This window comes from Stagnihabitans tardus (genome assembly GCF_009925085.1).
GTDB lineage: Bacteria > Pseudomonadota > Alphaproteobacteria > Rhodobacterales > Rhodobacteraceae > Stagnihabitans > Stagnihabitans tardus.
The window spans coordinates 103731-117351 of the sequence record NZ_JAABNR010000011.1; the positions used below are offsets into that span (position 1 = coordinate 103731).

A 13621-nucleotide genomic window follows, 5' to 3' on the forward strand; every position below is an offset into this window, starting at 1 on the left:
AGCGGCTCAACCGGCTCGGGATATGCGCACCGCGCGGGAGTATTTGAACCAAATTGAAAGAGGGCGCCCCGTTCAAGAGGCGCCCCTTTCGCTTTCATACTGACCCAAATATCCCGGGGGGCGCGCAGCGCGGGGGCAGCGCCCCCTCGACCTCGACCGCAGCGCCCCCCCCTTTCAACTTGGCGCAAATATCCACGGGGTTTCCAAAGGGGGCCGTGGCCCCCTTTGGGCAGGGGGTGCGGGGGGCGGCAGCCCCCCGCTACTCCGCCGCCTGGGCATAGTCCTCGACCGGCGGGCAGATGCATTGCAGGTTGCGGTCGCCCCAGACGTTGTCGACACGGCCCACGGGGGGCCAGTATTTGTCGACGCGGAAGGCGCCGGGGGGGAAGCAGCCCTGTTCGCGGGGGTATTTGCGCGTCCAGTCGGCCACCAGGTCCTCGACGGTGTGGGGGGCGTGGCGGAGGGGGGACTCTTCGGCCGTGATCTCGCCGTTTTCGACCGCGCGGATTTCCTCGCGGATGGCGAGGAGGGCGGTGATAAAGCGGTCGATCTCGGCCTTGGTTTCGGATTCGGTGGGTTCCACCATCAGGGTTCCGGAGACGGGCCAGGACATGGTCGGCGCATGGAAGCCGTTGTCGATCAGGCGCTTGGCGATGTCGTCCACCGTCACGCCCGCCGCTGCGAAGGGCCGGGTGTCGAGGATGCATTCATGCGCCACCCGTCCCTTGTTGCCCATGAAGAGGATCGGGAACTCCGACTTCAGCCGGGCCGCGATGTAATTCGCGTTCAGGATGGCGATGCGGGTGGCCTGGGTCAGGCCCTCACCCCCCATCATCATGCAATAGGCCCAGGAGATCAGCAGGATCGAGGCAGACCCCCAGGGCGCGGCCGAGACCGGGCCTTCGCGACCTCCCGTATGCACATGGCCGGGCAGGAAGGGGGCCAGGTGGGCGCGCACGCCGATGGGGCCCATGCCGGGGCCGCCACCACCATGGGGGATGGCGAAGGTCTTGTGCAGGTTCAGATGGCTGACGTCCGAGCCGATCTCCCCGGGTTTCACCAGGCCCACAAGGGCGTTCATGTTGGCGCCGTCCAGGTAGACCTGGCCGCCGTGGTCATGGGTGATCTGGCAGATCTCGCGGACGGTTTCTTCAAAGACACCATGGGTGGAGGGATAGGTGATCATGCAGGCGGCCAAACGGTCCCCCGCCTCCGCCGCCTTGGCCCGGAAGTCGTCAAGGTCGACATCTCCATTCGGCGCGGTCTTGACCACGACCACCGTCATCCCCGCCATCTGCGCCGAGGCCGGGTTGGTGCCATGGGCCGAGGTCGGGATCAGACAGAGCGTCCGCTGATGATCCCCCCGCGCCTTGTGATAGGCGAGGATCGTCATCAACCCCGCATATTCCCCCTGCGCGCCGGAATTGGGCTGCATCGAGAAGGCGTCATAGCCGGTGATCTCGCAGAGCTTGCCGGTCAGGTCGGCAAAGACCTCGTGGTAGCCTGCTGCCTGATCCACGGGGGCAAAGGGGTGGAGGTTCGCGAACTCCGGCCAGGTGATCGCGGCCATCTCGGCCGCCGCGTTCAGCTTCATCGTGCAAGAGCCCAAGGGGATCATCGCGCGGTCCAAGGCCAGGTCGCGGTCCGAGAGGCGGCGCATATAGCGCATCATCTCGGACTCCGCCCGGTTCATGTGAAAGACCGGATGGGTCAGGAAATCACTCTCACGCAGCAGGCTTTCGGGGAAGGAGAGCTCCGCCCGATGTGGCGGGACGCCCTCGATGCCGAAGGCGCGCAGGCAGCGGATCAGGACCTGTTCGTCGGTGGTCTCATCCAGCGTGATGCCCACCCGCGTCGTGCCGATCTTGCGGAAGTTCAGCCCCTCGGCGCGGGCGGCGGCCAGGATGCCCGCCTGGCCCACACCAACCTCAACGGTGATCGTGTCGAAGAAGGCCTTGGGCGAGACCTGCGCCCCCGCCGCCCCGAGCGCGCGGTAAAGCCGGTTGGTCAGGAAATGCACCCGCTCGCCAATCGCCCGCAGACCCTTGGGCCCATGGAAAACGGCATACATGCTTGCCATCACCGCAAGCAGGGCCTGCGCCGTGCAGACGTTCGAGGTCGCCTTCTCGCGCCGGATATGCTGCTCGCGGGTCTGCAAGGCCAGCCGGTAGGCCTTGTTCCCGCGGCTGTCGATCGAGACGCCCACGATCCGCCCCGGCATCTGCCGCTTCAAGGCGTCCTTGCAGGCGAAGAAGGCCGCATGCGGGCCGCCATAGCCCATGGGCACGCCAAACCTTTGCGACGACCCAAGCGCGATATCCGCCCCCATGGCGCCGGGCTCTTTCAACAGCGTCAGCGCGAGAAGGTCGGTCGCCACGCAGGCAATCGCGCCCTTGTCATGCAGCCGAGCGATATCCTCGGTCAGGTCGCGGACATGGCCATAGGTTCCCGGATACTGGAAGAGCGCACCGAAGACCGCAGCCGGGTCGAGGCTCTCGGCCGGGCCGGTCAGGACCTCGATCCCCAGGGGCTCGGCGCGGGTACGGACCACGCCCAGGGTCTGGGGGTGGCAGTTTTCATCCACGAAGAAGGCCCGCGCCTTGGACTTGGCCGAGCGGAGCGCCATGGTCATCGCCTCGGCCGCCGCCGTGGCCTCGTCGAGCAGGCTGGCATTGGCCACATCCATCCCGGTCAGGTCGGCCACCATGGTCTGGTAGTTCAACAGGGCCTCAAGCCGGCCCTGGGCGATCTCGGGCTGATAGGGCGTATAGGCGGTATACCAGGCCGGGTTCTCCAGGATATTCCGCTGGATCGCAGGCGGCGTGACCGTCCCGTGATAGCCCTGACCGATCAGCGAGGTCAGGACGCGGTTCCGCCCCGCCACCGCCCGCATCCTGGCAAGCAGGTCCTGCTCCGACAGGGGCGCCCAGCCCAGGGGGATCTCCTGCCGGATCGAGCGCGGCACCGTCTCGTCGATCAGCGCGCCCAAACTGGGGGCACCGACCGCCTCCAGCATCAGCACCATCTCCTCGGGCGAGGGCCCGATATGGCGGCGGTTGGCGAAGTCGTAGGGATTGTAGTCGATGGGAGTGAAAGACATGACGCCTCCGTGAGCAGCCCGCAGCTGCTTTCAATTTGGTCCAAATATCTCTGGGGGTCTGGGGGCAAGGCCCCCAGCCTTCAGCCCAAAGCGTTACCCGATCAGATCGGCGTATTCGTCTTCGTCCATGAACTCGTCCAGGACGACCAGGTCATCGACGCGGATCTTGAAGAACCAGGCCTGCAAAGGGTCCTCGTTCACCAGGCCCGGGTTGTCGACCAGCTTGGTATTCACCGCGATGATCTCGCCATCCACCGGGGCCAGGATATCCGAGGCCGCCTTGACGCTTTCGATCACCACGGCCTCGTCGCCTGCGGCCACCATGGTCTCGACCTCGGGGAGTTCGACGAAGACCACATCGCCCAGTTGCGTCGCGGCATGGGCGGTGATGCCCACGACGACCACGTCATCCCCTTCGGCGCGCAGCCATTCATGTTCGGCGGTAAACTTCATGGGAAACCTCAGCGTTTGTAGGTGGTGGGGTGGAAGGGCAGCGGCGCGACCGTGACGGGCAGGCGCTTGCCGCGCAGCTCGGCCTCGATCCTGGTGCCGGGGGTGGAAAGGCCCACGGGGACATAGCCCATGGCCACGGGCGCGCCGACCGAGGGCCCGAAGCCGCCGGAGGTGATGCGCCCGATCAGGTCGGAGCCGTGGTAAAGCTCGGTCCCCTCGCGCATCGGGGCCCGACCCTCGGGGCGAAGGCCGACGCGGAGGCGATCCGGGCCCTGGGCCATCTCATGCAGGATGGCCTCGGCGCCGGGGAAGCCGCCCTCGCGCTCGCCGCCGCGACGGCGCGCCTTGGGGATCGCCCAAGACAGGTTGGCCGCGATGGGAGAGGTCGTGCGGTCGATGTCATGGCCGTAAAGGCAAAGCCCGGCCTCGAGCCGCAGGGAATCCCGCGCGCCAAGCCCCACGGGCTGGGCGCCCGCCGCCACCAGGGCGCGGGCAAAGGCTTCGGCCCGGGCCTGGGGCAGCGAGATCTCGTAGCCATCCTCGCCGGTATAGCCCGAGCGGGAGACCCAGAGCTCGACCCCTTGCCAATCGAGGTAACCCACATCCATGAAGCGCATGGCCGCCGCCCCGGGGGCCAGGGCCTGAAGGATCGCCTCGGACCCCGGGCCCTGAAGCGCCAGAAGCGCGCGGTCGGTCACGGGCAGGACCTCGGCCACGGCGGAGAGATGGGCCTTCATATGGGCGATGTCCTGGGCCTTGCAGGCGGCATTGACCACGACGAAGAGGTGATCGCCCCGGTTGCCGAACATCAGGTCATCGAGGATCCCGCCCATGGCATCGGTGAAAAGCCCGTAGCGCTGGCGGAGGGGTTTGAGGTCCAGCACATCGGCGGGGACCAGCGCCTCGAAGCCGAGGCACAGTTCGGTCATCGAGGTCTTTGGCCGCAGGATGACCTGGCCCATATGGCTGACGTCGAAGAGCCCGGCGCCCGAACGGGTCGCGAGGTGCTCTTTCAGCACGCCCTCCGTGTATTGCACCGGCATGTCATAGCCTGCGAAGGGCACCATGCGGCCGCCCCAGTCGCGGTGGAGCGCATCGAGCCCCAGTTTCAACAGGTCATCTTGCAAGACGCCCTCCTTGATGGCCGGGGGCATGCCTCCGGCACCGATCGGGCAGACCAATCCCTGCCCTTCGATGCCCCCTCTGTCCCTGCCTTTCGGCGCCTGAGATCGTTATCCCTTCGGCGGGCGCGAACGCCACTCTCCAGAGTTTTCCTGCCAGGAACGGTCCTTGCGCCTGAGAGTTTACCGGGGCGGTTGCTCCTTCGGCACCGCATCACTGCGGATTCTCCCGAACCTGACGGTCGCAGATTAGCCGCGAAGCGTCGGTTTTGTCCAGAGGGGGGAATACGATTGCATACCGATGCATGCGGGGCTGGAAGGCGGGCGCGGGATCGGCTTAGCTGGGCTTGGGCGGGGCGCGCTGGAGGGTTGCAGCCTCCAGACCTCTCGGCCGGGATATTTGAGCAAGTATGAAAGGGATTTGGGGAGGGCGGAGGAAGGGCGTATTTGGGCCAAATTGAAAGCAGGGCGCGATTTGGGGGCTTTGGGATGAAGCGGGGGAGCGAGGCGGGATGACGGAAGGTCGAAGCGGGGTTTGGGCGGGGGCCTTGGAGGCTTTGCCCTTGATGTTGGGCTATTTTCCGATCGCCTTCTCCTTCGGGGTGGCGGCGACGCGGGCGGGGCTTTCGGGGTGGGAGGCCATGGGGCTTTCCATCATCGTCTTTGCAGGCGCCGCGCAGTTCCTGGCGATTGCGCTGATCACCGGGGGGACGCCGGTGGTCCTGGCCGGGCTGACCTTGGCCGCGATGAACCTGCGGCATGTGCTTTATGGCCCGGTCCTCTTGCAGAAGGCCGGGCGGCCCGCGACGCGCTGGGCGGGGATCTGGTCCTTTGCGCTGACCGACGAGGTCTTTGGCGCGGCCCTGGGCGCCATGGCGCGGGGGCAGCGGTTTTCGGAAGGCTTCATGGCGGTTCTGGGCCTTGCGGCCTATGGGGCCTGGGTGGCGGGGACCGCCGCCGGGGCCTGGGCGGGCGGCGGCGCCTTGGACGCCTGGCCCGCGGTCGCGGCGGGCCTGGATTTCATGCTGCCTGCCTTGTTCCTGGCGCTGCTCCTTTCGATCCTGAGCCGCGCGCAGGTGCCGGTGATCCTGGCCTCGGTCCTGGCGACGGTTGTGGTGACCTTGGGGCTTTCGGCCCGGGTCGAGACCTTGCAGGCGGCGGGCACGCTTGGGCTTTTTGCGGGCATGATCGCCGGGGCGGTCACCGGGGTGGCCTGGAGGGCGCGGGATGCGCAGTGAAGTCCTGATCCTTTGCCTGATCGCCGGGGGGCTCACTTACCTTTGGCGCTGGTTGCCGATCCGCTTCGACCTCGGCGGCATGGGGACAAGGGGCTGGGTGGCGCGGTTCCTGGCCTCGACCGGACCGGCGGCGATTGCGACGCTGTTTGTGGCCGAGGTCCTGCCTTTGGCCCGTGCGGCGGGGCCGGAGCTGATCCATGCTGTCGCGGGCACGGCGGCGGTCATCGCGGTCTGGGTCTGGCGGCGGTCGGTCGTGGCGGCCACCCTGGCGGGGGCGCTCGCGGCGGGCATCGCGGCTGCGGCGATGGGGGGGCTATGATCGGCGGCCCCCGGGCGCTAGGCTGACCCCATGAGCCTGACCGATGACACGCGCAACTGGTGGTCCGACCTGAGCCTGGCGGGGCAATTCGCCCTGGCCGGCGGCCTTGTCATGGCGCTGGCCACGGGGCTTGTGGGCTTTTGGGTCTCGGGCCGGATCGAGGGCGCGGTGGTGCGCAATGCCGCCAACACGACCGCGCTTTACATGGAAAGCTTCATCGAGCCCCTGGCCCAGGATATGGCCAATGCCGAGGCCCTGACCCCCGCCTCCGAGGCCGCCATCGCCGAGCTTTTGCGCGGCACGACGCTGGGCAAGAGGGTGGTCAGCTTCAAGCTTTGGGGGGCAGGGCAAAGGGTCGTGGCCTCGACCGATGCGGCGGTGGTGGGGCGGAGCTTTCCCGATGAAGGCGACGTGGTCGAGGCCTGGAAGGGCGAAGTCGTGGCCTCGTTCAACCATCTGGACGACGAGGAGAATGCGGCGGAGCGGGCGCTGAACCTGCCCCTGTTGCAGATCTATACGCCGATCCGCGAGAGGGGCTCGGGCCGGGTCATCGCGGTGGCGGAGTTCTACGAGGTCGCGACCCAGTTGCAGACCGACCTGGTGAAGGCGCGTCTCTCGTCCTGGATGGCTGTGCTGATGGTCATGGCGGGGATCTTCGGCACGCTCTTTGCCATCGTTCTGCGCGGCAGCCGGATCATCCAGGCCCAGCTCGAGGCCCTGGCCGAGATGGCCAGCCGCAATGTCGGCCTGCGGATCAAGGTCCAGGGGGCGGCGGCGCGGTTCTCGGCCTTGAACGACCAGGCCTTGCGGCAGATCGGGGCAGACCTGCATGACGGGCCCGCGCAGCTGATGGGCTTTGCGGCTTTGCGGTTGGACAGCTTGCGCAAGGGGGCGGATGAGCGGGGGCAGCGCGAGATCGACGGCATCCAGAAGGCGATCCGCGAGGCGATTTCCGAGATCCGCAATATCTCGCGCGGGGTGTCTTTGCCCGAGATCGAGAAGCGCGACATGGGCGAGGTGATCCGGGGCCTGGTCGATGCCCATGCGGCGCGGACCGGGACGGAGGTGGCGCTGAGTCTGGAGCTGGGGCCCGAGATGCCGATCGCGGTGAAGATCTGCCTGGGCCGCCTGGTGCAGGAGGGGCTGACCAATGCCTTCCGCCATGGGGGCGGGGTCGGGCAGGAGGTCAGGGTCTCGGAGACTGACGGCGCCCTGGTGGCGCAGGTGCTGGACGCGGGGCCGGGGCTCGCTGCGGGGATTGGCGACGACCTTTACGGGCTGGGGCTGGCGGGGCTTGCGGGGCGGGTGGAAAGCCTTGGCGGAGAGCTGTCCTTGACCCCGCGCCTCGATGGGCGCAAGGGCAGCGAATTGCGCATGGTTCTTGATTTGCGGAGCGTGGAATGAGCGACATCATCCGGCTGGTTCTGGCCGACGACCACCCGATCTATCGCAACGGCCTGGTGATGAGCCTGGGCGACGAAGCGGATATCGAGGTCGTGGGGGCGGCCAAGGACGGCGAGGAGGTGGCGGGGCTGGTCGCCAGCCTGCGGCCTGACGTGGTGCTTCTGGACATCTCGATGCCGAAGGGCGGCGGCATTGGCGCCCTGGCGCGGATCATGGCGCTGGAGGCCCCGCCCAAGGTGGCCATGCTGACGGCCTCGGAGGCGGATGAGGACCTGATGCAGGCCCTGAAGCTGGGGGCCCTGGGCTATATCCTGAAGGGCGTGGGCGCGGAGGAGCTGGCGGAGCTGGTGCGGGAACTGGCTGCGGGGCGGAGTTACGTCTCTCCGGGGCTTGCGGGGCGCTTGCTGGTGGCGATGCGGCGGCCTGCGGAAAAGCCGGAGAACCCCTTGGATGACCTGTCCAAGCGCGAGGAGGATATCCTGAAGCTGGTGGCGCAGGGCAAGTCCAACCGGGAGGTGGGCGAGGCGCTGGATTTGCAGGAGAAGACGGTCAAGCATTACATGACCTCGATCCTGCAGAAGCTGCAGGTGAGGAACCGGGTCGAGGCGGCCATGCTGGCGCGGCAGCATCTGAAGGGGTGAGGGGGTGCCGCCCGAGGGGGCATCGAGCCCCCTCGGGCGGCGCTGCCGGGGGAAAGTTGTGCGGGGCGGTCTTGACGCGGGGCGGCCTGGTTCCGGGTGGGAGGATGCGCCCAGGGTTGGCGGGTTTGAAACGGGTTGGGCAAGGCTGGATTGGGCCAGAGCGGATAGGGCCTGGGCGGGTAAGGTTTCAAGGGACAGGGCCTTTGGTCTGAAAAGCCAGGGCCCCTGGTCCAAGAAAAGGGCCGATTTTCGCCAGACCTCCATCCGTGCCCTGAAAGGGGAGAATCGGCCAGATTGGGTTCACCGGAGCAACAATGCTCTCAACACCAACCTGGAGGTTCCCATGAAGACCCTGATCCTGACCGCCACCCTGATCGCCGCCACCCTCTCGACCGTCGCCCCCGTTTCGGCCACGGTGCTGAAGGCCGGCCTGCACGATATCTCGATGATGGACACCTTCGACCGCCGCGGTCGCCGTCCGCGCACCCCGGGTGGTTCGGGCTGCGACGGTGCGGGCGACGTGGGCAAGCCCGGCTGCTGATCCGGTCGGGGCAGGGCGCCTGTCGCCTTGCCCCAGCCTTCCCGGCGGCTGTCGATCCGCCCTGCGGCGATCCGGCCCCGGATGACACCCCACAGGCGCAAGCCAGGGCACGCGACATTCATCCAGCCCCACTGCGGTGGGCAACGGCCTTGGGCCGTTGATGGGCGGGGCTCCGGGGGGAGGCCCGCCCTTTTCCGTCCTCGCGGCGCGGCCTGTCCCTTTTGCGCCAGCTTCTGTCGGGAACGGGCTTGCAAAGCCGCTCCGCCCCAGCCATCCTGACGGCGAGCATGGGCGATGGCGTCGCCCCGGGTCTTCCCACCGCTTGCGGGTCCGCCCGCTGTCGTCCTGTACGCCGGGACCTTTCGGGGTCCGGCGCGGACCCCTTGCATGAGGTCTGCGATGACGAACCGTCCGCAACAATACCGCTTCCACCAGGGCGACCGGGTCCTGCCCTTTGCCGCATCGGAATATGACGCCCGCCTGGCCGATCTGCGCGAGATCATGGAGCACCATGGCGTCGAGGCCTGTGTCTTTACCTCGATGCACTCGATCGCCTATTATTCGGGCTTCCTCTATTGCTCCTTCGGCCGGCCCTACGGGCTTGTCGTCACGGCGACGGAAAGCGTGACGATCTCGGCCGGGATCGACGCGGGGCAACCCTGGCGGCGCTGCCATGGCGACAACATCACCTATACCGACTGGCAGCGCGACAATTACTGGCGCGCGGTGGCCTCGGTGACGGGCGAGGGCCGCGTCATCGGCTGCGAGGCCGATCACCTGACGCTGGTGCAGTCCGAAAAGCTGAACGCTTTCCTCAAGCCGAAGCGCGGGGTCGATATCTCCAAGGCCGTCATGGAGCAGCGGATGCACAAATCCGCGGCCGAGCTGGAGATCATCCGCCACGGCGCGGCGGTGGCCGATGTGGGGGGCTTTGCCATCCGTGAGGCGGTCAAGGAGGGGCTGCGCGAGATCGACATCGCCATGGCTGGCCGTGACGCCATGGAGCTGGAGATCGCGAAACGCTTCCCCGATGCCGAATACCGCGACACCTGGGTCTGGTTCCAGTCCGGCATCAACACCGACGGCGCGCATAACCCGGTGACCTCGCGCAAGCTCAAGCGCGGCGATATCCTGTCCTTGAACACTTTCCCGATGATCTCCGGCTATTACACGGCGCTGGAGCGGACGATGTTCGTGAAAGAATGCGACCCGGCCTCGCGTCGGATCTGGGATATCAACGTGGCGGCGCATGAATACGGGATCAGCCTCCTGAAGCCTGGCGTTTCCTGCGCGGAGGTCACCGCCAAGCTGAACACCTTCTTCGAGGAACACCAGGTGCTGCAATACCGCACCTTCGGCTATGGCCATTCCTTCGGCGTCCTGTCGCATTACTATGGCCGCGAAGCGGGGCTGGAGCTGCGCGAGGATATCGACACGGTGCTGGAACCCGGCATGGTGATCTCGATGGAGCCGATGCTGACCATCCCGGAAGGCCAGCCGGGGGCGGGGGGCTACCGCGAACATGACATCCTCTTCATCACCGAGGATGGCAACGAGGATATCACCAAGTATCCCTATGGGCCGGAAACCAATATCGTCGGCTGAGGCCGGTGGCCCGGGGTGTACCCCGGGCTACGCTGCGACACCAGAGCGCTCGATTTGCAACCGCGTAGCCCGGGGTATACCCCGGGTTACAACCGCGTCAGCACCACGCCGCCGACGATCACCAAGGCCGCCAGGGCCTTGGACCGCGTCATCCGCTCGTGGAAGAAGATCCAGCCCATGACCACGGCGAAAAGGATCGAGGTCTCCCGCAGCGCCGCCACCAAAGACACCGGCGCCACCGTCGTCGCCCAGATCGAGATCGCATAGGCCACATAGCTCGCCGCCGCCGCGGTCAGGCCGGTGACCCAGGGCTTGACCTCGCGCGGCAGGAAGCCCAGGCCCTTCCAGGCCGTCACGCCGACCGAAAAGAACAGCCCATCCGCGATGAAGACCCAGGCCACATAGGCCACCGCATCGCCCGACACTTTCGCCCCATGTGCGTCGATCATCGTGTAGATCGAGGTCGCCACCGCCGAACCCAGGGCGAAGGGGATCAGCCTCCGGTTCTCTCCGCCAAGGATCGCCCCTCCGGCCATCATCAGGATGCCAAGCCCCAGGACCATGATTCCGGCGAATTCATGCGGCGTCAGGACCTCGCCCAGGAAGGTCGCCGAGACCACCGCGATGATCAAGGGCGCCGTGCCCCGGGCGATGGGATAGACCCGGCTGAGGTCGCCGCGCTGATAGGCCAGGGTCAGGAACAGCTTGTAGAAGAAATGCGTGCAGCCCGCCGCGAAGACCCAAGGCAGCGCCTCGGTGGCCAGCATGGGACGCGAGACCGCGACCGCGATGCCGAAGGGAATCTCTCCAAGGCTCAGGATCACCGTGGCCGCCATCCGGTTGGTGCCGGATTTGATCAGCGTGTTCCACAGGGCATGGAAGAAGGCCGAGCCGAGGACGGCCAGCATGACGAAAAGGGACATTGGCGCCTCGGGCTGCGATGGGCCTTGTTACAAAACTGTCACCTCGCGGTCCAGTCTTCGACGCGTTGGACTTGGGAGCGGGGCAGGGCTGGACTTACCCAAAGAGGTTTCAGGGGCCCCGCACCGCAAGGTCTAAAGCTGCAAGCCCAGCCTTGTGCCCTCTTCGATGGCGCGCTTGGCGTCGATGCCCGCCGCATCGCGCGCGCCTCCGATCCTTTGCCCCATCAGCTCGGCCACCGGCTCCTGGCCCGCGCAGATCACAAGGTCGGTCGCCGGGATGATCTCGGGCAGGCCGTCGCGCAGGATATGGAGCCCCTGCGCGTCGAAATGCAGATACTCCACCCCGCCCAGCATCCGCACCCCATGGGCCGCCAGATGCGCCCGGTGAATCCAGCCCGTGGTCTTGCCCAGGCCCCGCCCCGGCTTGCCCTTCGACCGCTGCAAGAGCCAGATCTCCCGCGCGGGGGCCTTGGGTTCAGGCGCGGTCAGACCTCCGGGCGTCGTGGCCGGATCGCCCAGGCCCCATTCCTTGGCAAAGTCCTCGTGCCCCAAAAGGAAAGCCGCGACATCGAAGCCGATCCCGCCGGCGCCGATGATGGCGACCCTGGGGCCCAGGGCCGCGCCGTTCAGCGCCTGGGCGTAGTCCGGGCCGGGCAGGGCGGACTTGCGGGGGCGGACCCCCGTGGCGATGACCGTCTCGTCAAAGCCCGAAAGCTCGGCCTCGGTCGCCTTCGTGTTCAGTTTCAAGGTGATGTTGGGATGCGAAAGCTCGGCCTCATAGAAGGCGAGCAGGGTCAGGAACTCTTCCTTGCCGGGGATTTTCGCGGCCAGCCGCATCTGGCCGCCGATCTGGCCCAGGGCCTCGAACAGCGTGACCAGGTGGCCGCGCCGGGCCGCCGTCAGGGCGCAGGCGATGCCCGCAGCCCCCGCACCCACGACCGCGATGCGGCGGGGCGTGGCGGGGAGGGGCGCGAACTCCGCCTCGCGCCCGGCGGCGGGATTGGTCAGGCAGGTCGCGGCCTTGCCCTCGAATGTGTGGTCCAGGCAGGCCTGGTTGCAGGCGATGCAGGGGGTGATCCTTTGGCCCTTGAGGGCCTTGTTCGGCCAGTCCGGGTCGGCCAGCAGGGGCCGTGCCAGGCCGATGAGGTCGGCCTGACCGCTGGCCAGGATCGCCTCGGCCGTCTGCGGGTCGGGGATGCGGTTGACCGCGATGACCGGGGTATCGGTCAGGGCGCGCAGGCGGGCGGTCAGCGGCGCAAAGGCCGCGCGGGGGACCATCTGCCCGATGGTGGGCACCCGCGCCTCGTGCCAGCCGATCCCACTGTTGAAGATATCGACGAGGGGGGAAAGCTCGCGGGCAAGGGCGGCGGTGTCCTCCCAGGTCTGACCGCCCTCGACCAGGTCGATGAGCGAGATGCGGAAGATGAGAAGCGCGTCACCGATGGCGGCACGGGTGGCGCTTGTGACCTCGCGGGCGAAGAGGCGGCGGTCAAGGCCCCAGCGGTCGGTGCGGCGGTTGGTCTTGGGGGCAAGGAACTGGTTGATCAGGTAACCCTCTGATCCCATGAGCTCTATTCCGTCATAGCCCGCGCGGATCGCCCGGGCGGCCGTGGCGGCGATGTCGGCGATCTGCTTGGCGATGGTCTCTTCGGTGAGCTCGGTCGGGGCGAAGGGGGAGATGGGGGACTTGAGCGCGGAGGGGGCGACGCAGGCGGGGGAGAAGGCATAGCGGCCGGCGTGAAGGATCTGAAGGACGATCCGGGAGCCCGCCTGGTGGACCGCGGCGGTGAGGTTCTGATGGTGGGGGAGGTTCTCCTCCGTCAACTCGGCCGCGCCCTGGAAGACCGCGCCCTCGGCGTTGGCCGAGATGCCCCCGGTGATGATCAAGGCCGCACCGCCCTGGGCGCGACGCGCGTAGAAGCGCGTCAGCGCGGGCCAATCGTGGCGCTCTTCGAGGCCGGTATGCATCGACCCCATGACAAGGCGGTTCTTCAGGGTGAAGGGGCGAAGGGGGAGGGGGGTGAAGAGATGGGGGTGCATGGGGCCTCCTTTGCGGGGAGGATGGCGGAGGTGGCCCCGCAGGGAAAGCGTAACGTTGGGGCGAGGAGGCGCAGGGGGGGCGCGTTTTTTCCTGCAGCCCCCGGTTGGCTTTTGCGATGCGGCATTTATGAGTATCGTGTCGCCTCTCGTGGGAGGCGCGCCATAAAACTACCTTGAAAAACGCCTAAGTAAATTTCTCAACAATTGGAGATGCCATGCAATACGTCGATAGGTCG

Annotated in this window: 11 protein-coding genes and 1 riboswitch; of the genes, 6 read left to right on the forward strand and 5 right to left on the reverse strand. The window is 67.3% G+C overall.

Going from position 1 to position 13621, the window contains the following annotated elements:
* Positions 1 to 259: 259 nt before the first annotated feature.
* The 3 genes from gcvP to gcvT form a co-directional block, all read right to left on the reverse strand.
* Positions 260 to 3100 (reverse strand): aminomethyl-transferring glycine dehydrogenase, encoded by a 2841-nt coding sequence (gcvP, locus tag GV832_RS12935; protein WP_168775296.1) that lies wholly within the window; start codon positions 3098 to 3100, stop codon positions 260 to 262.
* Positions 3101 to 3193: 93 nt separating this feature from the next.
* The gene (gene gcvH / locus GV832_RS12940) at positions 3194 to 3553 is read right to left on the reverse strand and encodes a glycine cleavage system protein GcvH (protein ID WP_168775297.1); all 360 of its coding nucleotides are present in this window, start codon (positions 3551 to 3553) and stop codon (positions 3194 to 3196) included.
* Between the two features lie 8 nt (positions 3554 to 3561).
* The gene (gene gcvT, locus GV832_RS12945) at positions 3562 to 4680 is read right to left on the reverse strand and encodes a glycine cleavage system aminomethyltransferase GcvT (protein ID WP_435531759.1); all 1119 of its coding nucleotides are present in this window, start codon (positions 4678 to 4680) and stop codon (positions 3562 to 3564) included.
* A gap of 147 nt (positions 4681 to 4827) precedes the next feature.
* Positions 4828 to 4916: riboswitch (glycine riboswitch) on the reverse strand.
* Between the two features lie 324 nt (positions 4917 to 5240).
* On the opposite strand from gcvT, the gene GV832_RS12950 reads away from it, so the two are divergent.
* From GV832_RS12950 to GV832_RS12975, 6 genes are all read left to right on the forward strand, one after another.
* Positions 5241 to 5912 carry an AzlC family ABC transporter permease gene (locus tag GV832_RS12950; protein ID WP_227754404.1) on the forward strand — a complete coding sequence of 224 codons (672 nt, stop codon included), beginning with the start codon at positions 5241 to 5243 and terminating at the stop codon, positions 5910 to 5912.
* The gene (locus tag GV832_RS12955) at positions 5902 to 6231 is read left to right on the forward strand and encodes an AzlD domain-containing protein (protein WP_168775300.1); all 330 of its coding nucleotides are present in this window, start codon (positions 5902 to 5904) and stop codon (positions 6229 to 6231) included. The genes GV832_RS12950 and GV832_RS12955 overlap by 11 nt, the downstream gene beginning before the upstream one ends.
* 30 nt (positions 6232 to 6261) lie before the next feature.
* A complete protein-coding gene (locus GV832_RS12960) occupies positions 6262 to 7635 on the forward strand; it encodes a sensor histidine kinase (RefSeq protein ID WP_168775301.1) in 1374 nt (457 codons plus the stop codon).
* On the forward strand, positions 7632 to 8276 hold the full coding sequence (locus GV832_RS12965) for a response regulator (RefSeq protein WP_168775302.1): 645 nt from the start codon (positions 7632 to 7634) through the stop codon (positions 8274 to 8276). Before GV832_RS12960 ends, GV832_RS12965 begins: the two co-directional genes overlap by 4 nt.
* A 343-nt stretch (positions 8277 to 8619) precedes the next feature.
* On the forward strand, positions 8620 to 8817 hold the full coding sequence (locus tag GV832_RS12970; protein WP_168775303.1) for a hypothetical protein: 198 nt from the start codon (positions 8620 to 8622) through the stop codon (positions 8815 to 8817).
* A gap of 399 nt (positions 8818 to 9216) precedes the next feature.
* The gene (locus tag GV832_RS12975) at positions 9217 to 10422 is read left to right on the forward strand and encodes a M24 family metallopeptidase (protein ID WP_168775304.1); all 1206 of its coding nucleotides are present in this window, start codon (positions 9217 to 9219) and stop codon (positions 10420 to 10422) included.
* An 86-nt stretch (positions 10423 to 10508) separates the two neighbouring features.
* Here the strand turns inward: GV832_RS12975 and GV832_RS12980 are convergent, their stop codons facing one another.
* The gene (locus GV832_RS12980; protein WP_168775305.1) at positions 10509 to 11345 is read right to left on the reverse strand and encodes an EamA family transporter; all 837 of its coding nucleotides are present in this window, start codon (positions 11343 to 11345) and stop codon (positions 10509 to 10511) included.
* Between the two features lie 132 nt (positions 11346 to 11477).
* The gene (locus GV832_RS12985) at positions 11478 to 13385 is read right to left on the reverse strand and encodes an oxidoreductase (protein WP_168775306.1); all 1908 of its coding nucleotides are present in this window, start codon (positions 13383 to 13385) and stop codon (positions 11478 to 11480) included.
* Positions 13386 to 13621: the final 236 nt, after the last annotated feature.

What these genes read in the sequence shown, in the direction of transcription:
- gcvP (WP_168775296.1), bottom strand. Translation starts at nt 3,100, where the DNA reads ATGTCTTTCACTCCCATCGACTACAATCCCTACGACTTCGCCAACCGC.
- gcvH (WP_168775297.1), bottom strand. Translation starts at nt 3,553, where the DNA reads ATGAAGTTTACCGCCGAACATGAATGGCTGCGCGCCGAAGGGGATGAC.
- GV832_RS12950 (WP_227754404.1), top strand. Translation starts at nt 5,241, where the DNA reads ATGTTGGGCTATTTTCCGATCGCCTTCTCCTTCGGGGTGGCGGCGACG.
- GV832_RS12955 (WP_168775300.1), top strand. Translation starts at nt 5,902, where the DNA reads ATGCGCAGTGAAGTCCTGATCCTTTGCCTGATCGCCGGGGGGCTCACT.
- GV832_RS12960 (WP_168775301.1), top strand. Translation starts at nt 6,262, where the DNA reads ATGAGCCTGACCGATGACACGCGCAACTGGTGGTCCGACCTGAGCCTG.
- GV832_RS12965 (WP_168775302.1), top strand. Translation starts at nt 7,632, where the DNA reads ATGAGCGACATCATCCGGCTGGTTCTGGCCGACGACCACCCGATCTAT.
- GV832_RS12970 (WP_168775303.1), top strand. Translation starts at nt 8,620, where the DNA reads ATGAAGACCCTGATCCTGACCGCCACCCTGATCGCCGCCACCCTCTCG.
- GV832_RS12975 (WP_168775304.1), top strand. Translation starts at nt 9,217, where the DNA reads ATGACGAACCGTCCGCAACAATACCGCTTCCACCAGGGCGACCGGGTC.
- GV832_RS12980 (WP_168775305.1), bottom strand. Translation starts at nt 11,345, where the DNA reads ATGTCCCTTTTCGTCATGCTGGCCGTCCTCGGCTCGGCCTTCTTCCAT.
- GV832_RS12985 (WP_168775306.1), bottom strand. Translation starts at nt 13,385, where the DNA reads ATGCACCCCCATCTCTTCACCCCCCTCCCCCTTCGCCCCTTCACCCTG.